The sequence below is a fragment of the Peptoniphilus olsenii genome, from assembly GCF_040545475.1.
GTDB lineage: Bacteria > Bacillota > Clostridia > Tissierellales > Peptoniphilaceae > Peptoniphilus_A > Peptoniphilus_A olsenii.
Genome location: NZ_JBEPMA010000011.1, coordinates 26,030 through 48,726, shown reverse-complemented (window position 1 = coordinate 48,726; position 22,697 = coordinate 26,030). Strand labels below are relative to the sequence as shown.

16 protein-coding genes are annotated in these 22,697 nt (G+C 29.8%); 13 read left to right on the top strand and 3 right to left on the bottom strand.

Annotated elements, in window-relative coordinates:
* From ABID14_RS07900 to ABID14_RS07885, 4 genes are all read left to right on the top strand, one after another.
* Positions 1-637, top strand: a 637-nt coding sequence (locus ABID14_RS07900; protein ID WP_354368883.1) for a thioredoxin fold domain-containing protein, incomplete at its 5' end; no start/stop codon positions are given.
* 367 nt (positions 638-1,004) lie between these two features.
* Positions 1,005-2,027: an ornithine cyclodeaminase gene (gene ocd, locus ABID14_RS07895; RefSeq protein WP_354368882.1), complete on the top strand. Its 1,023-nt coding sequence runs from the start codon at positions 1,005-1,007 to the stop codon at positions 2,025-2,027.
* Positions 2,028-3,179: 1,152 nt separating this feature from the next.
* On the top strand, positions 3,180-3,932 hold the full coding sequence (locus tag ABID14_RS07890) for a hypothetical protein (protein ID WP_354368881.1): 753 nt from the start codon (positions 3,180-3,182) through the stop codon (positions 3,930-3,932).
* Complete coding sequence (locus ABID14_RS07885; protein ID WP_354368879.1) at positions 3,920-4,156, top strand: hypothetical protein; 237 nt, start codon at positions 3,920-3,922, stop codon at positions 4,154-4,156. The genes ABID14_RS07890 and ABID14_RS07885 overlap by 13 nt, the downstream gene beginning before the upstream one ends.
* A 107-nt stretch (positions 4,157-4,263) precedes the next feature.
* Here ABID14_RS07885 and ABID14_RS07880 read toward each other — a convergent pair whose 3' ends face one another.
* From ABID14_RS07880 to cysK, 3 genes are read right to left on the bottom strand one after another with little or no spacing between them, the layout of a single operon-like run.
* Positions 4,264-5,094 (bottom strand): deoxyribonuclease IV, encoded by an 831-nt coding sequence (locus ABID14_RS07880; protein WP_354368877.1) that lies wholly within the window; start codon positions 5,092-5,094, stop codon positions 4,264-4,266.
* 15 nt (positions 5,095-5,109) lie between these two features.
* Complete coding sequence (gene epsC, locus ABID14_RS07875; RefSeq protein ID WP_354368875.1) at positions 5,110-5,658, bottom strand: serine O-acetyltransferase EpsC; 549 nt, start codon at positions 5,656-5,658, stop codon at positions 5,110-5,112.
* On the bottom strand, positions 5,655-6,539 hold the full coding sequence (gene cysK / locus ABID14_RS07870) for a cysteine synthase A (RefSeq protein ID WP_354368873.1): 885 nt from the start codon (positions 6,537-6,539) through the stop codon (positions 5,655-5,657). Before cysK ends, epsC begins: the two co-directional genes overlap by 4 nt.
* 539 nt (positions 6,540-7,078) lie before the next feature.
* Between cysK and glmU the strand changes: the two genes are divergently transcribed.
* The 9 genes from glmU (at position 7,079) to ABID14_RS07825 (ending at position 21,434) form a co-directional block, all read left to right on the top strand.
* Positions 7,079-8,458, top strand: a complete 1,380-nt coding sequence (gene glmU, locus ABID14_RS07865) for a bifunctional UDP-N-acetylglucosamine diphosphorylase/glucosamine-1-phosphate N-acetyltransferase GlmU (protein ID WP_354368871.1) — start codon at positions 7,079-7,081, stop codon at positions 8,456-8,458.
* 9 nt (positions 8,459-8,467) lie between these two features.
* Entirely contained in the window at positions 8,468-9,418 is a 951-nt protein-coding gene (locus tag ABID14_RS07860) for a ribose-phosphate diphosphokinase (protein WP_354368869.1), read from the top strand.
* A gap of 9 nt (positions 9,419-9,427) precedes the next feature.
* Positions 9,428-9,997, top strand: coding sequence for an aminoacyl-tRNA hydrolase (gene pth, locus ABID14_RS07855; protein WP_354368867.1), 570 nt, complete (start codon positions 9,428-9,430; stop codon positions 9,995-9,997).
* A 10-nt stretch (positions 9,998-10,007) separates the two neighbouring features.
* Positions 10,008-13,478, top strand: a complete 3,471-nt coding sequence (mfd, locus tag ABID14_RS07850; protein WP_354368865.1) for a transcription-repair coupling factor — start codon at positions 10,008-10,010, stop codon at positions 13,476-13,478.
* A 55-nt stretch (positions 13,479-13,533) separates the two neighbouring features.
* Positions 13,534-14,634, top strand: coding sequence for a peptidylprolyl isomerase (locus ABID14_RS07845; RefSeq protein WP_354368863.1), 1,101 nt, complete (start codon positions 13,534-13,536; stop codon positions 14,632-14,634).
* A gap of 241 nt (positions 14,635-14,875) precedes the next feature.
* On the top strand, positions 14,876-15,823 hold the full coding sequence (whiA, locus tag ABID14_RS07840) for a DNA-binding protein WhiA (RefSeq protein ID WP_354368861.1): 948 nt from the start codon (positions 14,876-14,878) through the stop codon (positions 15,821-15,823).
* A complete protein-coding gene (locus tag ABID14_RS07835) occupies positions 15,813-16,079 on the top strand; it encodes an HPr family phosphocarrier protein (protein ID WP_354368859.1) in 267 nt (88 codons plus the stop codon). The genes whiA and ABID14_RS07835 overlap by 11 nt, the downstream gene beginning before the upstream one ends.
* Positions 16,080-16,434: 355 nt before the next feature.
* Positions 16,435-19,032: an S-layer homology domain-containing protein gene (locus ABID14_RS07830; RefSeq protein ID WP_354368857.1), complete on the top strand. Its 2,598-nt coding sequence runs from the start codon at positions 16,435-16,437 to the stop codon at positions 19,030-19,032.
* A 314-nt stretch (positions 19,033-19,346) separates the two neighbouring features.
* Positions 19,347-21,434, top strand: a complete 2,088-nt coding sequence (locus tag ABID14_RS07825; RefSeq protein ID WP_354368855.1) for a catalase — start codon at positions 19,347-19,349, stop codon at positions 21,432-21,434.
* The last annotated feature ends 1,263 nt before the right edge of the window (positions 21,435-22,697 follow it).

Below are 22,697 nucleotides of genomic sequence, written 5' to 3'. Positions count from 1 at the left end.
TTCCTCCTGGTTGTTTTATTTTTTGCTTAAAAACATTGTACCAGTTTTGGTTTCAAATGACCTATTCTTTTTACACAATTATATGGACTTTATCTGGGTATTGATTCTATTAATTTTAACTAACTTTTATCTAAATGGTTATCTTAGAGATTATTCTATATACAAATATGATTTTTTATACAAAACAAACTTAATAATATTTCCATGTTTGATTTTATTATATGAATATCTAAAGAAAGATTTACAGAAATTAAAAATTGTATTATATGTATTTCTGATTTTTTTGTTGGTATTTAATTTTTATCTAAATACTAAAGTAAATAAAAGCATTTCGGAATACAAAATTGGAAGTGTTAATTCAACTAATTTAATTAACATAGATAAAAATTATGTTGGTAAAATATATTTTTATAGAGATGATTGCCCAGCTTGTGAACAACTAACAGAAAAAATAAAAGATTATAATAAAAAGCGAGAAAGAAAGATATTAATGTACAATACTAATGTTAGTTCGTCAATTAAGAAAATAGTTATTGAAAAATATAATGTTAGTTATGTACCAATGGTAATTGAAATTGATGACAAAGGAAATACAAAGGATATTACTGCTGAATTTATAAAAAATAATAATCTTTGACTCGTATTCATTTTGTCAAAGGTTACATTATCTCAAATGGCTCTACAAAAAAAGGTAGAGCCGTTTCTATTTATATAATAAGAGAGACTCGAATTAAAGAGCCTACCCAATATTTGACATAGAGACTTTTATTTTATATTCCTTAAATTCCCTTAACGTTTCTAGATAGCAGGATAGATGAATCAATTTCTTGAGATTTATTATTTCATAAATATAGACAAAATATTATTATTATTTTGTATAAATAACTTATTGTGTCAAAATCTATTTACCTATAAAATTTACTGTGCTACCATAACATCGTAAAATACATTATTAGATTTTACAAAATAAATCTATTTGTAAATATTTTAAAAGGAGAAATGTTATGTTAGGCAAAACAAAGTATATCGATTTAAAAACTATGTCCGAGTACATAAAAAAAATAGGTGTTGAAAATCTTATGGAAAAGTTAATTCCATATATGGAAGAAGATTATAGCAATTGGGACTCTTTTGCTAAAATTCCCCGTCCAACTCATCACTCACCTGTTGGAGTAAATGAACTAATGCCTGTTGGAAATGATAAATTATTTACATGCAAATATGTAAATGGACACCCTGATAACCCAAAAGACAATCTATTAACTGTGGTTGCAATAGGTCTTTTGGCAGATGTTCAAAGTGGATATCCAATGATGCTTACAGAAATGACGCTTTTAACTGCAATAAGAACTGCTGCTAATTCTGTGATGGCAGCTAGATATTTAGCTAGAAAAAATTCCAAAAAAATGGCTCTCATCGGAAATGGATGTCAAAGTGAATTTCAAGCTATAGCATTCCATAAAATGTTAGGCATTGATGAAATTAATTGCTATGATGTTGACGAAAAAGCTACAGAGAAATTAATTGACAATTTAAGCTATTTAAATGATTTAAAAGTGAACAAATGCTCTAGTACAAAAGAAGCATGCAAGGGTGTAGATATTATAACAACTGTAACTGCTGACAAAAAATTTGCCGTAATACTTACTAAGGACATGATTGAAAAAGGCGTTCACATCAACTGTGTTGGTGGCGATTGTCCGGGCAAAACTGAACTTGAAAGCGACATATTATTTATGGGCGATGTATATGTAGAATTTGAACCTCAAAGTAGAATTGAAGGGGAAATTCAACACATGAGCGAAGATTTTAAAGTTACAGAAATTGCAGAAGTTATAAAAACTAAAAAACGAATTGAAAGAAAAGATGACGACATAACGATATTTGATTCAGTAGGTTTTGCATTAGAAGACTTTTCAATATTAAGACTTATTTATGATTTAGTTGAAGATGAAGAAATAGGTACAGAAGAAGTGCTTGTTCCTACTCTTGAAGATCCTAAAAATTTGTACAGTCTTTTAAAATAATTTAATAAACTTAAAATTAGACTTAGTTTTGGACATTTAAAGTTTGACTTTATCTGTTCAAAATTAAGTCTTTTTATTTGACGTATAAATTAATTTAATATATTATATTATTAATAATAACGCTTACATATAGAAGCCAATCTAAGTATGAGAATTGCTTATATACAAAGATTTAGGAGTTTTATTATGAAAAAAATTATAACTATATTTTTAGTAATAATTTTTGTAGTTGCATTGGTTAGATTTCTAACAAAAATTGACAGATAGGCAATAAAAGTTTTATTAAAATAATAACAATTTTAATAAAATTTGTAGTAAATGAATTGTTATTGTAGTTAGGAGATTATGAATTATGCTAAAAAATATTCATCCAGCAACTATTGGGGTTATTCTTTGGATTGTAGCGTATATAATAGATGGTTATAAAAATCCAAAAAAGATGATTAGGATTTCATTTTAGGAACTTTGGTCACTTTTCTGATTTTCTGCTTGATTATGGGCCTGATTTTAAAATTGATGTCACCTAATCAATTTAGTGTTAATGATGTTTTTAATATTCGAATGTTTTTTGAGTCTATGGGAATATTTTGTGCTTTATATCTTGTACGAAAAGTTTCCATAAGTCAAAAAAATAAAAAATAATATTAATAAAAGCACAGTCGCTGAAGTGATACGTTCAGCAACTGTGCTTTTTATTAATATTATCAAATTATTTTCTCAAACTTTTTAAGAATTTTATTTCTTTTCCATAACCATCAAGTTCATTTGGTGTTTCTAAATAGAAAGGAAGATGTCTAAGTTTTTCGTGATTTATTATTTTTTTCAATTGTGTCTAAACCAAGAGTTCCTTCACCAATTTTCTCGTGTCTGTCTTTTGTTGCACCTATTTTATTTTTGCTGTCGTTTAAAGGCCCCTATAATATCTGTTAGGGAGTAAATCTCTAACAGATATTATAGAGTCGTTGTTTTATTACAGTGTTTTTATTTTTTAAATTTTATTATAAGTAATAAACATCTTAAAATTGTAAGTATACCTACCAAATTATTAAGAAAATTACGAAAAGTTAACATAGGATTGATGAGTTTATTACATTTTGTTGTTAAAATTATGTTGACTTATTACAGTATTAAGTATTTAAAGGAAATGATTTTTTGAAAAGGGTTATTAGATGTTTAAATTTATTTTTAGCACTTATAATCTCATTCGTATCAATAGGAAATCCAATTGTATATGCAAATGAGATTAATTTGCAAAAACCTTCTGGGAAAAGAGAAAATTTAAAAATGATTGAAGAATCTTCATTGGAAGATAAGTATAAGGCTATTTATGAATATACTGAGGGAGATATTCAGTATAAAAGAATAGACGAAGCTGATGGCGAATTCAAAGAAACAAAAAGTCAGTTATTTAAATTAGTAAACGGTAAATATGTCAAAATTGAAACTCAGTATACTAACATTGATGATGAAGGCATAATGAATGTATGCATCGATTCAGAAAAAGGAAAAGATAAAAATTGGGATGTTAATTTAAAAGATAATCTAAAAATTGACAATAATAAAGTTGTACCCTATGTAAATAATTATGATTGGATTACAGAGGAATCCGATGGATACAAATATATAGGCAATTTAGGGAGAACGGCTTTAATATCAGCAATAGGCGCTATAGCTGGAGCAATAATAGGCGGGCCTTTAGGTGCTGGTGTTGGGGCGTCAGCAGCAGCTATAGCAGATGCTTTATTTAATGGTGGAAATAATTATGTATATTATCATAAAATATATAATTGGAAACATTGTGAAAGGGATTGGAGGATTATAGAAGAAACGGAATATACTAGATTTTATGAAGATTCATATCATAGATTTTTTATTGATTATACTTATGTAGAATGGAGATGCTAATAGAAGGAATTGTATGTATAATTTTTGAGATTATATATGCTAAAAAATTAAAAAAAGAAGAAATAGAAAATAGAAAATATTATTATTATTTAAGTTTTTTTATTATAATAATAGCTTTGTATAAATATAAATATGGGAATTCTAGTTTTTGGACTATCCAGTTGATAATTTTTTTAATAGCTATAAATGTGGGATATTTATTTGAAAAATTTACAAGTAAGTAATATAAAAATTTTTACTGACATTTGACAATATTTGTAATGTTTAATGCAAAAAACACAGTTGAGTTATATAAGATTTCCTCAACTGTGTTTTTATTAATATTATCAAATTATTTTCTCAAACTTTTTAATAATTTTATTTCTTTTCCATAACCATCAAGCTCATTTGGTGTTTCTAAATAGAAAGGAAGATGTCTAAGTTTTTCGTGATTTATTATTTTTTCAATTGTGTCTAAACCAAGAGTTCCTTCACCAATTTTCTCGTGTCTGTCTTTTGCTGCACCTATTTTATTTTTGCTGTCGTTTAAATGAATGGCATATAGATAATTAAGTCCGATTATGTTGTCAAATTCTTCTAACACTTTGTCTAAATTATTTATGATATCGTAACCGGCTTCGTGTACATGACAAGTATCCATACACACACCGATTTTATCTTTGTAATTTGTCTTTTCTATTATGGTTGCAATTTCTTCAAAAGTGCTGCCTACTTCAGTTCCTTTGCCGGACATTGTTTCCAATAGAACCATTGTATTTTGGTTTTTATCTATTACATCATTTAATTTTGCTGCTATTATATCTATAGCTTTTTCTTTGCCAAGGCCTGTGTGTGAACCAGGATGAAAGTTATAGTATGTTTTGGGAAATAACTCTAATCTTTTCAAATCTTCATTTAATACTATATTTGCAAACTCACGCACATTTTCTTTTGCTGAACATGGATTTAGAGTGTAAGGGGCATGGGCAAGTATAGGTCCAAAGTTATTTTCTTCTATAATTTCTATCATACTTTCTAAATCTTTGGTGTCTAGTTTTTTCATTTTTGAACCTCTAGGATTTCTAGAGAAAAATTGAAAAGTATTTGCAGAAATTGAGAGGGCATCTTCTGCCATTTTTTTGTATCCTTTTGACGTGCTTAGATGACTTCCTATATAAAACATATTGCTCCTTTACAATTAGTGATTTTTGTTTTCAGCCGGATCATGAAATTTTACAACTTTTGCTGGCACTCCTACTGCGGTAGAATTTGAAGGGATATCTGTAAGTACAAGGGCGCCGGCACCTATCCTTGCACCGTCGCCTATTTTTACTGGGCCAAGCACTGTTGCTCCTGTGCCTATTATAACATTATTACCCACCGTAGGATGTCTTTTGACCTCTTTTTCAAAACCTGTTCCACCAAGTGTTATATTGTGATACATATGGCAGTTGTCGCCAATCTCTGCTGTTTCGCCAATTACTACGGCCATGCCATGGTCAATAAATAAATTTTTACCAATTTTTGCACCTGGATGGATTTCTATACCTGTTTTTTTGCGAGCTTTTTGCGAAATCCATCTTGCAAGTGTTGTATGATTTTTGTTGTAAAAATAGTGTGCTATTCTGTGTCTAATCATACATTTGACTATGGGATACATAAAGATAGCCTCAAAAATGCTCTTACAGGCAGGGTCTTTTTTTAATATAAATTTGGCATAGGAGTTTAGCTCCTTAAAAAATCTCATTTGAACAATTCTGTGGACATATATCTTTCGGCTGTATCCGGTGCTACAGTTACAATATTTCCACCAACTTCTTCTAGCATTTTTAGTGCGCCAACAACATTTGCCCCTGCAGATATACCTACTGAAAGGCCTTCTTCACGTGAGAGTCTTTTTGCCATCTCAAGTGCTTCATCAGATTTTACTGTTATTACTTTATCTAAAACATTTTGGTCCAATACTTTTGGTACGAAGTTTGCACCAATTCCTTGAATTTTGTGTCCTCCAGCTTTTCCTTTTGTGAGCATTGGAGACTCTTCTGGTTCAAGTGCCCATATTTTAACATCATCAATTTTAGATTTTAGATATCTACCTACACCTGTTACTGTTCCACCAGTACCAAAGCCAGCAACAAAACCAGAAATATCGTTTAAATCTTCATATATTTCGGGACCAGTTGTTTCTTCATGAGCTAGTGCATTATATTTGTTTTCAAATTGGTTAGGCATAAAATATTCATCTGATTTTGCCATTTCAATTGCTTTGTCTACAGCTGTTTGCATGCCGCCTTCTCCAGTTAAAATAAGTTTTGCTCCATAGCTTTGCATTAAATTTCTTCTTTCAATAGACATAGATTTTGGCATTACAAGTTCGACTTCGAACCCAAGATTCTTCCCGATAAGTGCTAGAGCAATTCCAGTATTGCCACTCGTAGGCTCTACAATTTTCATTCCTTTTTTAAGTTTTCCATCTTTGATAGCGCCCTTTATCATATAAAGAGCAGCTCTATCTTTAACAGATCCGCCAGGATTTGATTTTTCTATTTTGACAAAGATTTTGCCATTTCCAATTCTTTCTAATTGTACAAGTTGTGAGTTACCTATTGTTTCTAATAATTTTGTCATCTTTAATACTCCTTTTTTAATATAAAAAAAGGACATATGATTAATCACATGTCCTTAAATAACAAACTTTTGATTAAACATTCAAACAAGTCCTATAAAATTATTTATAGAACAACAGCAGAAAGTTTGTGCAATATTTAATTTTTTAATTTCTGCGTTTAACATTTGAATCTCTCCTCAATTTATTTTTAAGTATAATATTGTTTATAAAATTTGTCAAGTTTATAATGCAATAAATATAAAATTTTAGAATATTGAATATATAAAATTTTTGATATTTTTGTGTAAAGCTTTTAATAGAAGTTTTCTCATTAATTATATCTTTTCTTAATTCAATAAATAGGTGTTTTCTGATGTTAATTTTGAGAATATTGATTATAGTATATCTACTTATTCCACAACTAAATGAATTATTAATATTATTTTTAATCTTTAAAATTATATAATTATTCAAATTATAAAATTATTTGCTTTTCATCTTGAACATATCAGCCTTTCTTCGTTATAATAGAAGAAGCAAATTAATGAAGAGGTGTTGTATGAAAGTTTCGATTATCCTGGCAGCAGGAGAGGGAACTAGAATGAAGTCCAAAGTTCCAAAAGTTCTACACGAAATTCTTGGAAGACCTATGCTTTTTTATGTTTTAAATTCTTGTAAAAAGGCAGATATTTCTAAGAACTTAGTTGTTGTAGGACATAATAAGGAAAAAGTAAAGGACAAATTCAATGATGAAGCGAATGTAGATTTTATTGAGCAACCTATTGGTGATGAGTATCCATATGGTACAGGTTTTGCAGTTTCAACTGCTATTGACTCTATAGATGATGATGATACAGTAATTATTTTAAATGGTGATACTCCACTTATTTCAGACTCTACAATAGATTGTTTTTTAAAATTTCATGAATGTAGACAAAATGCTATGACAGTGCTCACAGCGGATATGCCAAATCCTACTAATTACGGTAGAATTGTCCGTGATGAAGATGCTAATATAAAAGCTATTGTGGAAGAAAAAGATGCAAATGAAAAAGAAAAATTAATCAGAGAAATTAATTCAGGTATTTTTGCTTTTAAAGGTAGTGCGTTAAAATATGCTATCAATAATTTAGATACCGATAACGCAGCTCATGAAATGTATCTGACAGATGCACTTGAAATATTGGTTGGAGCAAGTGAAAAAGTTGGTTCATTTAAGATAAAAGATCCTAATGAAATTTGGGGCGTAAATTCTAGATATGAATTATCTAATGCGGCTAAAATTTTGAGAAGAGAAATTAATAAAAAGTACATGGTTGAAGGTGTAACTTTAATTGATCCATATTCCACTTATATTGAATTTGGTGCTAAAATTGAATCTGATGTTACAATTTTTCCGGGTACTTATATAGATAAAAATTCTGAAATTAAAAGTGGTTCTGTTATATATGATTCAAAAATTTATGACTCTATAATAGAAGAAGATGTAGAGATAAAATCATCTGAAATTGAAAGTTCAGTAGTCGGTTTTGGTACTAAAATTGGACCTTATGCTCATCTACGTCCTAATTCAAATGTGGGCAAAAATTGTAAGGTCGGTAATTTTGTTGAGATTAAAAATTCAAATATAGGTGATGGTTCTAAAATGAGTCATTTAGCTTATGTTGGAGATGCTGATATTGGAAAGAATGTAAATATTGGTTGTGGTGTTGTATTTGTAAATTATAATGGTCGTGATAAATTTAGATCGACAATTGGTGATAATGCATTTATTGGTTCAAATTCTAATATTGTTGCACCACTTGAAGTTGAAGATAATGCTTATATTGCTGCAGGTTCTACAATTACTAAAAAAGTTTTTAAAGGTCAACTTTCACTTGAAAGAGCTGATCAAAAAAATATAGATGGTTGGGTGCTTCGCAAAGGATTTATGAAATAGGGGGATATTATGAGTACTGTTAATGGAGATATTGTTGTTTTTACTGGTAATTCGAATCACAGTTTAGTTGACAAAATAACAGAAAATTTGGGTATTGAAAAAGGAGCTTGCAAAGTTTCTACTTTTTCAGATGGTGAAATTTCTATTGACATTGGGATTTCTGTAAGAGGCAAGGATGCTTTTATTATTCAATCGACTTCAGCACCTGTTAATGATAATTTAATGGAACTTTTAATTTTGATTGATGCACTTAAAAGAGCTTCTGCAGGAAGAATTAATGCTGTTATACCATATTATGGTTATGCAAGACAAGATAGAAAGACTAAAGCGAGAGAGCCTATTACTTCAAAACTTGTTGCAGATTTATTGACAAGAGCAGGAGCAGATAGAGTTGTTGCTATGGATTTACATGCTGGTCAAATACAAGGTTATTTTGATATTCCAGTAGACCATTTGACTGCAGTTCCTTATTTAGCAAGATACTTTAAAGATATAGTAAAAGAAGATGATTTTGTTGTAGTTTCTCCTGATTTAGGAGGGGTTACTAGAACTAGAAAATTTGCCAATGAACTAAATCTTCCAATAGCAATTATTGAAAAACGCCGTCCAAAGGCAAATGTAAGTGAAGTTATGAATATTATAGGCGATGTTGATGGTAAATCTGCTATACTTGTAGATGATATTGCAGATACAGCAGGAACTATAACTCAAGCTGCTGATGCTCTTAGAAAGCGTGGAGCAAAATATGTATATGGTGCAGCTACTCATGGAGTGCTTTCTGGTCCTGCAATTGAAAGAATTAAAAAGTCTTCTCTTGAAAAATTTGTGATTACAGATACTATTGAACTATCAGAAGAAAAGAAAATTGATAAAATTGACATTGTATCTGTAGCACCAATATTTGCTTCAGCAATTAAGAGAATTAACACTTCAACATCAGTTAGTGAAATGTTTGATTAAGGTGATTTTTTGTATATAATAGTTGGGCTGGGTAATCCTGGCAAGAAATATGAAGGCACAAGACATAATGTCGGATTTCAAACTATTGATACACTTGCAGATAAATTAAATATAAAAGTGAATAAAATTAAATTTAAGGGGCTTGTAGGAGAAGGTAGAATTGCCGATGAAAAGGTGACTCTCCTAAAGCCTCAAACTTTTATGAATAATTCTGGTGAATCAATAGTAGAAATTCTTAATTTTTATAAATTAGAGCCCAAAGATTTGTTAGTAGTAGCAGATGATATTGATATTGAATTTGCACAATTAAAAATCAAAAAAAATGGCTCGGCGGGCACTCATAATGGGCTTAAATCTATTGTAAATTTAACAGGTTCAAAAGAGTTTGCTAGGTTTAAAATTGGGGTTGGAAAAAAACACCCAAACGAAGACCTGGCTTCTTTTGTGCTGTCTAATTTTCCATCTAAAGATAGGAAACATATTGAAAATGCTATAGAAGCTTGTGCAGATGCAGTGATGTTGTGTATACGAGATGGCATAGAAAAAGCCATGAATAATTACAACAACAATATTTATTGAAGGTGATATTTTGAGTTTTTTATCTAAAACTGTAGACAATTTAATATCTTATAAAAATTTAAAATTGTCATTACAAAATCACGACAATGTTGCAGTTTTTGGAGCAGAGGCTCCAGTTATACCGCTATATTCTATGGCAATGGCAAATGAAACAAATATCTGTATTGTTGCACAGAATAGGATAGCTGCTAGAAAATTTTATGAGGATATACAAAATATTTCTAGTTTAAAGGGAGTTTTATATTCAGAGAAAGATTTATTTCTCTATGACAGAGATTCTAAATCTAAAGAAAATATACAAAAAAGACTCGAAGCAATAGCAACAGTTGGATTAAATAGGGCAAATATTGTTATTACTACATTAGATGCACTTACTGCGAAGATTTCTAATAGAGAAATATTTTTAAAAAGAAAAATTGATCTTGATGCTAATTCTACAATTGATTTAGAAGAATTATCTAAAAATCTAGTAGAAATGGGTTATGAGAGATACCCTTATGTAGAAGGTATTGGGCAGTTTTCTATAAAGGGCTCTATAATTGACATTGCAACAGGTGATGAAAATTATAGAATAGAGCTTTTTGATGATGAAATAGACTCAATGAGAACTTTTGAGTTGGAAACGCAAAGGTCAATAGATATTGTTGATAGTATTGAAATTTTTCCTATTATAGATTTAATACTTGACAGTGACGAAAAATTAGAAATAGCAGAAAAAATAAAGAAAGACATATCTAAGACTAAGCTTTCAGGTAAAGAAAAAGATAGATTAAATGATAAATTTTCTAAATATATTGATAAACTATCTATTGGTGAGAACGTAAACAATACTGATTTAATAATACCTTATGTTGATGAAAATAAGGTTTCTTCTATAATAGATTATATGGAAGATTTTGTATTTTTCATAGATGAACCCAATAGGTCAATCGAGAGACAAGCTGAAATAGCACTCCAAAATAGTGAAAAGATTTCAAATCTAATAACTCATGGTGAAGTTACTAAGGCTCATGAAAATGTAGTCTATAATTATAATGATATTATTGCGAATTTAAATAATAAAAAATTGGTGACTTTTAATACAATTGTAAAACCACCAAAAGAATTCAGACCGCAGGATATAATTAATTTAAAATTGAAGACGGTAACTTCGTATGGTTCAAGGATTAAATTATTTAAAGAAGATTTAGATTATTATTTAAAAAATAATTTTAATATTATACTTCTGGGCTCTACTGAAAAGAGGACAAAGAGGTTATTTGAACATCTAATAGAAATAGGTTATTCGCCATACTTTGCTAAAAAAATTGATGATAACAAAAAAAATACTAATTTAATAGTGACTGAAGGCTCTTTAAATAGTGGCGTTGAGTTTTCTGATTCTAAAACAGTTTTTATCAATTATTCCGAAATTTATGGGACTTATGCTAAGAAGAAAAAGAAAAAGTCTAAAAAAGGGAAAAAATTAAATTTTGAAGATTTGAAAGTTGGCGACTATGTAGTTCACGAAGATCACGGTATTGGAAAGTATGTGGGTACTTCTAGGCTAACTGTTCAAAATATTCAAAGAGATTATATTGTAATCAAGTACTCTGGAGATGACAAACTCTTTTTACCAATAGAAAGTTTAGACTCTATCTATAAATATATACATGATGGAGCTACTCAACCGAAAGTCAATAAATTAAATTCAATCGAGTGGAAAAAGAAAAAGTCAAAAGCTAAGAAATCTATTGATGAAATGGCTGACGAACTTATTGAACTTTATGCAAAAAGAGAAAGTACACCTGGATATTCTTTTAGTGGTGACAACGAGTATCAAAGAGAGTTTGAAGATGCGTTTATTTATGAAGAAACGGAAGGTCAATTAGAAAGTTCTGAAGAAATTAAAGAGGATATGCAAAAACATAGACCAATGGATAGACTCCTTTGTGCTGATGTGGGGTATGGAAAAACAGAAGTGGCACTTAGAGCTGCATTTAAAGCAATACTTGACGGTAAACAAGTAGCATTTTTAGTTCCCACTACTATACTTGCACAGCAACATTATAATACTATGATTGACAGATTTAAAAATTTTCCTGTGGGAGTAGGTTTACTCAGTAGATTTAGATCAAAAAAAGAGCAAAAGCAAGATATCGAAGGTTTAAAGAATGGAAATATTGATATAATAGTCGGCACTCATAGATTGTTGTCAAAAGATGTAAAATTTAAAGATTTGGGGCTTCTAATTATAGATGAAGAACAGCGATTTGGGGTTCGTCACAAGGAAAAGCTCAAAATGTTAAAAGAAAATGTAGATACACTAACTTTAACTGCGACACCAATTCCTCGTACATTGCAAATGTCTATGATTGGAATAAGAGATATGTCTGTTATTGAAGATCCTCCAGAAGAGAGATTTCCTGTGGAAACTTATGTAATGGAATACAATGAACTTTTAGTTAGAGAAGCAATACTTAGAGAAGTTGACAGAGGTGGACAAGTATATTTTGTATACAATAAAGTTTCAAATATGGAAAGTAAAATTGGAGAACTAAGAAAATTAGTGCCAGAGGTGAGTTTTGCCATGGCAAATGGGCAAATGAGTGAAAAATTATTAGAAGATACTATGATTGATTTTATCAATGGAGAAACTGATGTATTAGTATGTTCAACAATTATTGAAACGGGAATGGATGTGTCAAATGCCAATACAATGATAATAACAGATGCCAATAAACTTGGTTTATCTCAACTTTATCAACTTCGTGGTAGAATTGGACGCTCTTCTCGAATTGCCTATGCTTATTTCACTTACGAAAAAGGTTCTGCAATATCAGAAGTAGCCGAGAAAAGACTTACTGCAATTAAAGAATTTACCGAATTTGGTTCAGGTCATAAAATAGCTCTTCGTGATTTGGAAATAAGAGGTTCGGGTTCAATATTAGGTTCAAGGCAATCTGGTCATATTGATCAAATTGGTTACGACTTATATATGAAGTATTTAAAAGATGCAATTTCGAAACTTAAAGGAATTGAACCAGAAGAAGAGTTTAATACAACGATCGATTTAAAAATCGATTCATTTATACCAAAGTCTTATATTGAAGATGATGCACAAAGACTTGAAATATATAAAAAGATTTCAGTTCTAAATTCTGAAGAGGCGTATTCTGATTTAATAGATGAGTTGATAGATAGATTTTCGGATTTGCCAGAAGAAGTAACTAATTTGATGGATATAGCACTTCTAAAATCTAAAGCAGAAGAGGCTAAAATTGATTCCATTATTCAAAAAAATGATAGTTATGAAATAAAAATAACAAGGGAAATATCTCTTGAAGTAGTTATGGAATTAAATAATGAATTTGAAAATATTGAATATTCACTTGGAGAAACAAATATCATAACAATTAGCAAATTGAAATATCCAATAGAATCTCTTAAAAAATTAATAGCAATAGTAAATTTACACAAAAAGGACACAAAAGCATCCTAAATATAGTGTATAATGAATAAATATAATGAGAAAATAGGAAGTAAAGGAGAGAATTATGTTTTTAAAAAAATTATCGGCTGTTTCTTTGGCAGCTGTTTTAGCATTATCACTTGCTGCGTGTGGCAAGAAAGAAGGAGTTGCAGCTGAAGTTGGTGGGGTCGAAATACCAATGGAAGATTATTATAAATCTTATGCTGCAAGAACAAACCAATTGAAATCTCAATATGGAGAAGATATATTAAATCAAGAAGATCCAGAGAGTAAAAAATCCACTGATGAGCTTCTTAGAGAACAAACAATGCAGGACTTAACTGAAACTGAAATGATTAGGCAAGATGCCGAAAAATTAGGAATTAAAGTTACTGAAGAAGATGCCAATAAAGAAATTGAAAATGTGAAGGCTCAAATTGGTGGCGAAGAAGCATATCAAGCATTTTTGAAACAAAATAATATGCCAGAAGATTTCTTAAAAGAAAATCTAATGAAACAAAAAATGGCTAGTCAATACACAGAAAAAAAATTAGCAGAGCTAAAACCAACTGATGAAGAAATGAAAAAATATTATGAAGATAATAAAAATTCATTTTACAAAGCAAAAGCATCTCATATTTTAGTTTCTGATTTAAAAGAGGCAAATGTAATTAGAAAAGAAATACTTAAAGGTGGAGATTTTGCTAAAATAGCAAAAGAAAAATCACTTGACACTGCTAGTGGGAAAAATGGCGGAGAATTAGGAGAATTCACAAATGGACAAATGGTTCCACAATTTGATGATGCAATTGCTAAAATGAAAGTTGGCGATATATCTGAACCTATTCAATCTAATTATGGTTACCATGTTATAAAACTTGAGGAAAAAAAGGGTATAGATTTTGATAAAGCAAAACCTCAAATTGAAACTACAATGCAACAAAATAAATTCAAAGATTATTTAGAAAAACTTAGAAAAGATTCAAAAATTAAACTTTATGTAAATACAAAAGAGGAAGTAAACTTACCTGAAGAATATAAAAATTATGGTGTAATTGAAGCTCCAAAATCTTCACAAGAGACAAAAGAAACTAATGCAAAGAATAATTCTGCAAATAATTCTAAAAAAGTAGAAAATGCGAAGAATAATTCTAATAAAGAGCAAACTAATACAAAAGAAAAATAAATAATTATAAAAAGTCTGGTAAAAGTTTTCCAGGCTTTTTATATTCTAAATTTTTCATAATTTGATATGAAGACCACAATGAGAAATAATAATTAAAAATACATTATTTTTCTATAAAGAATTGATAAAATTTAGTGAAAAGATTTAAAAATCTGTTATAATAGATATGATTGTTTTCGTAACTAATTATCTTTAAATTAATATTAAGAAAATTAGTTGCAGGAATTTTGGGGTGATTTTAATGAGCTTTTCTTCTCAAGTAAAAGACGAAGTTGCCAAAATAAAAGTTGAAAGCTTTAATTTAATACTAGCTGAACTTTCTGGACTAACGCCAATGTGTGCTACGCTTTATTATGGCAAAGAAGGCATAAAGGTTGAATATGTCACAGAAAATGCACCAACTGCCAGACGAGTCTTCACTTTTTTGAGGAGAACTTTTGGATTTGATGTCGAAGTTAAAAATGTAAGAGCTACACAATTAAATAAAAATTTATACATTATTAATCTTGATGACAATGAGTCTTGCAGAGTGCTCTTAGATGAGTTAAAATATACAAGAGGTGAAAACGTATTTATTAAAAATTATTCGCCACATGAACTTGTGCGAACTTCTGTAGAAAAAAAGGCCTACATAAGAGGAGCATTTTTGGGTTCGGGTTCTGTTACTAACCCAGAGAAAAACTATCACCTTGAGTTTGTATCTGAAAATGAAGAGAATGCAATATTTTTGCAGCAGATGATAAATTATTTTAATCTTCATTCAAAAGTTACCACTAGAAAGGGAAAATATATAGTATATCTCAAAGAGGCAGAACAAATTAGTGATCTTCTTTCGATAGTAGGGGCATATAAGTCAATGCTCGATTTTGAAAATATTCGAGTATTAAAAGATATGAGGAATAATGTCAATCGGATAGTAAATTGCGAAACTGCCAACCTATCTAAGACTGTCAAATCTTCCTATGATCAGATAGAAGACATTAGAGTGATAGAAGAAAAATTGGGGCTAGATAAATTAGATGAAAATTTGAAAGAATTAGCGGAAATCAGGCTTGCTGATAGATATCTTAGCTTAAAGGATATAGCGAATTCTCTCAATCCACAAGTATCAAAGTCCACAGTAAATTATAGATTTAAAAAGTTAAAGAAAATTGCAGACAATTTAAGAGGTGTTGATAATGAAAAGTAAGACGGTAGTACTAAGTAATGAAGATGGGCTTCACGCAAGAGCAGCAGCTTTATTTGTACGAGAAGCAAACAAATTTGCAAGTGATATCAATTTAGAAGCACATGGTGAAAAAGTAAATGGTAAATCAATAATTGGAATAATGAGTTTGGGAGCATTTATCGGTGAAGAAATCACGATATATGCTGAAGGTGTAGATGAAGAACAAGCTGTAGAAAAGCTTGGAGAAATCGTAGAAAAAGAATTTTTAAATATTTAAATTTAGAGAGTTTTGACTTTTGTTGAAACTCTTTTTATTTTACTTTATTTAATAATATTTTGTTCTAGCATCTATTTAAAAATAGATTTATCATAACTCAATTTCAAACGGGTTTTAGTATTAGTTTTTATTGTTAATTATAAGATTTATATTGCTCGTTTAAAAAAATGTATGCTCTATTTTGTGCGGAATTATTTCTATAAATATTTTTTTATAATGCATACAATAGACTAATACAAAAATGTATTTTCTAGATTTTAATATAATTTACAATTTATTTACTTTTCATTAATTTGAAATCAATAGTCTTTTTGTATATTAACTGACGAGAAAAATTGTATTTTATAGGGGATATATGAGAAATTATGCAAACCAAATATTGAAATCTGTAATTGCAACGATTTTAATATTTGTATTATTTATTGGTTTAATGCCAATGAAATTAATAGCTGCTGAAGTGAGTAAAGATGATGTAGCAGCACAATGGAAATTTAGTAGAGAAAACGCAAGTGGAGAAATTCCAGATGGAACTCTTCAAATTAAAGATGTTTCTAATAATGGAAATGATTTAGTGATGCAAACTTATCAAAATGGACATTTGACTGAAAATAAAAGTGCCGAAAAATGGGACAATTATCTAAATTTCTCCAATGAAAGCATTATGGGTAATGGAAGTATAGAGTTTTCAGGTATTGCTAAAGATAAAGGAGCAGATTTTATAACAAATAATAATGCTCCTATAAACAAAGAAACTTTTGAAAATGGTTATACTATTGAAGTTATTTATTTCTTGCCAAACGATTGGACAAATAATGACAAGTGGATGGGGCTATTAGCTAGACAACTTTCTGATGTCAGCAGCATAAAATCTATGGATGAACCTGAGCTTGGTTCGACTTCTCTTGCTGTATCTAATTGTAAAGAATTTCAATATTTAACTGCAAATATGGAAGATAGCTATGAGATGAAATCAGCAGCTTGGTCTATAGCTATGGACAAGGGAGGTCAATGGTATCATCTAGCGATAACTTGTGATGAAGAAGGAAATATTAAATCATATTTAAATGGAGCAGAAAGTTTTAGAAATTTTGAATCTACTTCTGATTCTAAAATGATTGGCATGTATGCCGACCCTAATGATGGAAGATTTAGAATTGGTTCATCTTGGTGGAAAGAAGGCAATCAAACTTTAGATAAATTTTTAAATGGAAATATTGAAGAGATTAGAATTTCAAAAAGAGCATTGCCAAAGAGTGAATGGCTAATTGAAAATCCAGAAAGTTTAGCCAAAGATTTTGGTAGAAATGATTCTTTTAGTTTGAATAATAGAGATAACTACAATTTTGTATTCATACCTGATACTCAAAATACAGTTAAATTCAAAAGAGATGTTATGGATATAGGAATTGATGAATTAATTGGCTTAAAAGATATTGGCAACATAAAAGCTGTAGCACATTTAGGAGATGTAGTTGAAAATTTTGACGATGAAGTGCAATTTATGACTTCAAGAGATGTATTTTATAAATTACCTAAAAATAATATAAAAACATTAGTTGTTCCTGGAAATCATGACTATGAACCTGAAGAAAGTGGATATAATGATGAAAAATTTTACATGAATCCGAATAATAATCCAGGAGATTTATATTATTCCAATTATTTTGGCAAAGATTCTGAATTTCATAATATGCAACAAGAGTTAATAAATGATTCTCCTTCTGGCAGATCTTCTTATATGAAAATTAAAGCAGGCTCCTATAAGTATTTGATGATAGGATTGTCTTGGTATGATTTTGGGAGAGACAGTGAATGGTTCGAAGATATTTTAAAATCTAATCCAGATAATCCTACAATTATTGTAGCACATAATATTGCTGATTGTTCTGACACTGAACCTAGTTCTGTGCAAATTTCTGAAGTGGGGGAAAAAGTCTGGAATGTTATAAAAGATTATAATCAAGTATTTATGACTTTTTCTGGGCATTTCCATGGGGCTGGTAATAAAAAGTATGAAAATAGTTATGGTAATTCTGTTCATGTAATACTTGCCGATTATCAATTTTCATATAATGGAGGAAATTCATTTTTCAAATTTGCAGAATTTGATGAAGATGATAATAGAATTTATTTAAAAACTTTTTCGCCTTATGCTGCAAGTCTAGGATTAAATGAAAAAACATTTTTTGATGTTAATTATATGAATGGTGCTGGAAATGATGATGTCTTAAATTTAGATTTCAACAAAAGATTTGATTTTGCTAAAAAAATAGAAAATAATAACAGTCAAGATAATATTATAAACGATAGTCACGATAGGGCAGATAGAAAAAATAGCCATGACAGTTTAAACAGAGATAATAGAATAAAATTATTGCCAACTAATGAAGAAGCTAAAGAAAATAAAAAAATTAGTAAAATTCCTAATGATATAAAAGGGCATTGGGCTTACAATTATATCAACCAAGTAGTTGAAAGAGGACTTATGGATGTATATGACAATAACTTTTATCCTAACAAAAACTCTACAAGACTTGATATTGTAAAGGCAATGGCTAAACTTGAAAATATAAATATTGAGAAATATAAAGGTCAGAGTTTTAAAGATATAGATAAAAATTCAGAAGAGTCAGCTTATATTAATTGGGCTAGAGAAAATAATATTATAGCAGGGTATGAAGACAATACTTTTAAAAAAGACAAAAGTATATCGAGGGAAGAAATAGCTGCTATTTTAAACAGATATGTGGATAATTTAGACAAAAAATTTGATACTGTTTCTGATAAAAATTATATTGATAATTCAGAGATTTCGGATTGGGCAAAAGATGATGTAAATAAAGCCACTCAAAGGAATTTGTTAGAAGGAAGAGACAATAACAAATTCGATCCAAAAAGCAATATCTCTCGTGGTGAGGTGGCTGTTGCTATAACTAAGTTATTTGATAAATAATATTTAAATTTCATCAGAAAAATAAGTGTATGAAAATCGGATTTAGAATCTAATTTAAATAGAACTCTAAATTCGATTTTTTAATTAAATAGTATTAATTTTAAAATATAAATATAAAAATATTTTAACGTAATTAAATAATCAGTAAAATACAGTGCTTTAGCAGTTTTAATAAATTAGAGTAGAACTAATATTATTTATTTGAAAATATTACGGGTAATAAATTTAAAGTAAAAACTATAACTTAAATTCAAATATTTGCTTTAATAGCAAAATATAATTATATTTTATTGAACACTTAGGAAGGAGAAAAAATGGCTGATAATAAAAAGAAAAATGATAAATTAAGTCAATTGGAAAACTTCTATGTAGATGAAAAAGGTAAATTTATGTCTACTAACGAAGGTGTGAGAGTAAGTAATGATACTGAAACATTAAAAGCAGGCCAAAGAGGTCCTTCTCTATTGCAAGATTTTCATCACCAAGAAAAAATGCAACATTTCGATAGAGAAAGAATTCCTGAAAGAGTTGTTCATGCTCGTGGAGTAGGGGCTCATGGTACTTTTACTGTTACAAATGATATGAGCAAGTATACCTCAGCTGATTTTCTGAGGGGTAAAGGAAAAGAAACTCCAGTATTTTTAAGATTTTCTACAGTTCAAGGATCCAAAGGTTCTGCTGATACTGTGCGTGATCCTCATGGATTTGCTGTTAAATTTTATACTCAAGAAGGAAATTTTGATATTCCTGGATTAACTCATGCTGTGTTCTTTATACAGGATGCAATAAAATTCCCTGATTTAATCCATTCTGTTAAGCCTGAACCAAAAACTGAAGTGCCACAAGGTCAATCTGCTCATACAAATTTTTGGGATTTTGTAGCGAATAACCCTGAAACTATACACAATGTATTTTGGCAAATGAGCGACCGTGCAATTCCCCGTTCTATGAGAATGGTTGAAGGTTTTGGAATACACACTTATCGTTTAGTAAATGAAGATGGAGTAGCATATTTTGTGAGATTCCATTTCAAACCTGAACTTGGAGCACATTCATTAATTTGGGATGAAGCTCAAAAATTACAAGGTAGAGATCCAGACTTTCATAGAAAAGATTTAACTGAAGCAATAGATAAAGGCGATTACCCACGATGGACTTTTGGTGCACAAATTATTGAAGAAGATGAAGAATTTATGTTTGATTTTGATATCTTAGATCCAACTAAGTTGTGGCCGGAAGAAATTGTGCCAGTAACCGAATTTGGAACTTTAGAGTTAAATAGAAATGTAGAAAACTTTTTTGCAGAAACAGAACAAGCTGCGTTTCACCCAGGTAATTTTGTACCAGGCATTGAACCAAGTAATGATCCATTATTACAAGGCAGAATATTTTCATACACTGATACACAAATGCACAGATTAGGTGGGCCTAATTTTCAGCATTTACCAATAAATAGACCTTTAGTTGATGTTCGTAATAATCAAAGAGATGGACAACATCAAACAAAAATTCACACTTCACAGACAAACTATTCTCATAATTCATTGTCTGATAATGATCCAAAAGTTGCAGCTACTTCTGATGGTGGATATGAAGTGTTGCGTCAAACAGTGGGTGGATTTAAAACTAGGTCCAAGCCTAAAAAATTCTTGGATTTTTATACTCAAGCCAAGCTCTATTTTGATTCTCTAACTGATTGGGAAAAAGAACACACTTTGGCAGGATTTAAATTTGAACTTACGAAAGTTACAAAACCAGAAGTACGCCAACAAGTTATCAATTTGTTGATGCGTGTAGATGAAGATGCAGCAAAAGAAGTGGGAGAATATTTAGGTTTAACACCAGAAAAACAAAAGAATCCGTATGAAGATGATACAACAGGTTCAGACGATGGCGAAGATATAAAATATGGTGGTAAATCTGTAGATAAATCACCGGCATTGTCTTTAGCTAAACAACCTAAAAAACCAAACACTTTAAAAGTGGGAGTGTTGATTAGAGATACTTTTGATAAAACACTAGTTGAGCCAGCAATAGAAGCAATGGAAAAATCTGGAATGTATGTAGATATTATTTCTGATAAGTTGGGATATATGAATATTGGCGGTAAAAAACATGAAATAAAAGAAACATTCATCTCCACTGATACTGTACTGTATGATGCGATTTATGTTGCTGGATTAGAAGGTTTAGAACCAAAATATAAAGGAGAAATTAATCAATTTGTAGAAGATGCTTATAAATATTTCATACCTTTAATTGTTGCAAAAGATTCTGTCGAATATTTAACAGAAGATAGAAGAGAAGAACCAGGAATCTTAGTTCTAGATAAAGAAAATAGCGATAAAGTAGTAGAACTAGTAACAGAGATGAGATATTGGGAACGTGATTTGACCAAGTAATCTCAAAAAATAATATAATAACTTGATATAAAAACCTCCAAAGAAAAATTTGGAGGTTTTTTTGGTTGATATATTTTTTATAAACAAAGTTTACATTGAAATTTATTAATGCAAAAATACTTGCACTTTCCAAGTCATGCTAAACGAAAGAAATCTTCTCAGATTCAGAAGTCGAAAGATCTGCATGTGATGCAGAGATTTGGTTAGGTAAAAAAGAAGTGTAATGGAAAAGATAAGAAAAAGATTTTTATTAATAATTACAGAACTACCCCTAAAGAGGCAGATTCCTCGATTCCAGAAAATGCTTACGAATTTTCTTTCACTCGGAATGACAGTTGCAGGGGTTGTAATCGTCTATAGTCTTCAATTCTTGCGAATTTTCTTTTGCGTACTCTAATGACAATAGTAAATCTTAAATGAAATCCTCTTTTAGTGTCATCTCGACTAAGTGAGCAAAGCGAACGCATGGAGAGATCTACATGTGATGGAGAGTATCTGCATAGTTTTAAATAGAAAAGTATTCAAGCACCCAAACAACGACCAATTATAGAAAAAAGTCGAAAAAGATTTTTAACTGTTCGAGTGTAAGCGAGTTTTAAAAATCCGACTTTTTGCGAGGGAAATGAAAAACTAAAGAGGTAAAAACTTTGTCTAAAAAAAGGCGTGGGGGTTTGGTTGCTCGAAGGAAAGGAAAAGGGGCTTCGCAGCGAAAGCGGAATGCCCACTTTCCTTCCTTCGAAAGAAGAATAGAAGTGTTAGTATAGAAAATATTTTAAAAAAGACTTTTTATTTATCCATACAGAACTACTCCAGTACAGGCAGATTCCTCGATTCCAGAAAATGCTTACGAATTCACTTCCGCTCGGAATGACAGTTGCAAAGGTTGTAGTAGTCTTTTCCAAATGTCATCTCGACTAAGTGAGCAGAGCGAACGCATTAAGAGTCTTGCATGTGATGGAGAGTATCTGCATAGTTTTAAATAAAAAAGTATTCAAGCACTCAAACAACGACCAATTATAGCAAAAAGCCGAAAATGATTTTTAACTGTTCGAGTACACGGCGCCCCACTCTGCTTTTTAGGAATGACAATTATATAGCTTTTACTCGTATTATATTTTACTTTTCTTAATAATTTTTCTTAATATTTTCATATAAAAAACACTGTAATCTTAAAACAAAAATATAAATATAAATTGAGAATTGTTTTCAAAAACATAAAATTGTGGTATAATATTAATAGTTGATAATAAATATCAAACAAAA

Bases quoted from the DNA above. Each gene is read 5' to 3' on its own strand.
- ocd (WP_354368882.1), top strand. From the start codon at position 1,005: ATGTTAGGCAAAACAAAGTATATCGATTTAAAAACTATGTCCGAGTAC.
- ABID14_RS07885 (WP_354368879.1), top strand. From the start codon at position 3,920: ATGGAGATGCTAATAGAAGGAATTGTATGTATAATTTTTGAGATTATA.
- ABID14_RS07880 (WP_354368877.1), bottom strand. From the start codon at position 5,094: ATGTTTTATATAGGAAGTCATCTAAGCACGTCAAAAGGATACAAAAAA.
- epsC (WP_354368875.1), bottom strand. From the start codon at position 5,658: ATGAGATTTTTTAAGGAGCTAAACTCCTATGCCAAATTTATATTAAAA.
- cysK (WP_354368873.1), bottom strand. From the start codon at position 6,539: ATGACAAAATTATTAGAAACAATAGGTAACTCACAACTTGTACAATTA.
- glmU (WP_354368871.1), top strand. From the start codon at position 7,079: ATGAAAGTTTCGATTATCCTGGCAGCAGGAGAGGGAACTAGAATGAAG.
- ABID14_RS07860 (WP_354368869.1), top strand. From the start codon at position 8,468: ATGAGTACTGTTAATGGAGATATTGTTGTTTTTACTGGTAATTCGAAT.
- ABID14_RS07845 (WP_354368863.1), top strand. From the start codon at position 13,534: ATGTTTTTAAAAAAATTATCGGCTGTTTCTTTGGCAGCTGTTTTAGCA.
- whiA (WP_354368861.1), top strand. From the start codon at position 14,876: ATGAGCTTTTCTTCTCAAGTAAAAGACGAAGTTGCCAAAATAAAAGTT.
- ABID14_RS07835 (WP_354368859.1), top strand. From the start codon at position 15,813: ATGAAAAGTAAGACGGTAGTACTAAGTAATGAAGATGGGCTTCACGCA.
- ABID14_RS07830 (WP_354368857.1), top strand. From the start codon at position 16,435: ATGAGAAATTATGCAAACCAAATATTGAAATCTGTAATTGCAACGATT.
- ABID14_RS07825 (WP_354368855.1), top strand. From the start codon at position 19,347: ATGGCTGATAATAAAAAGAAAAATGATAAATTAAGTCAATTGGAAAAC.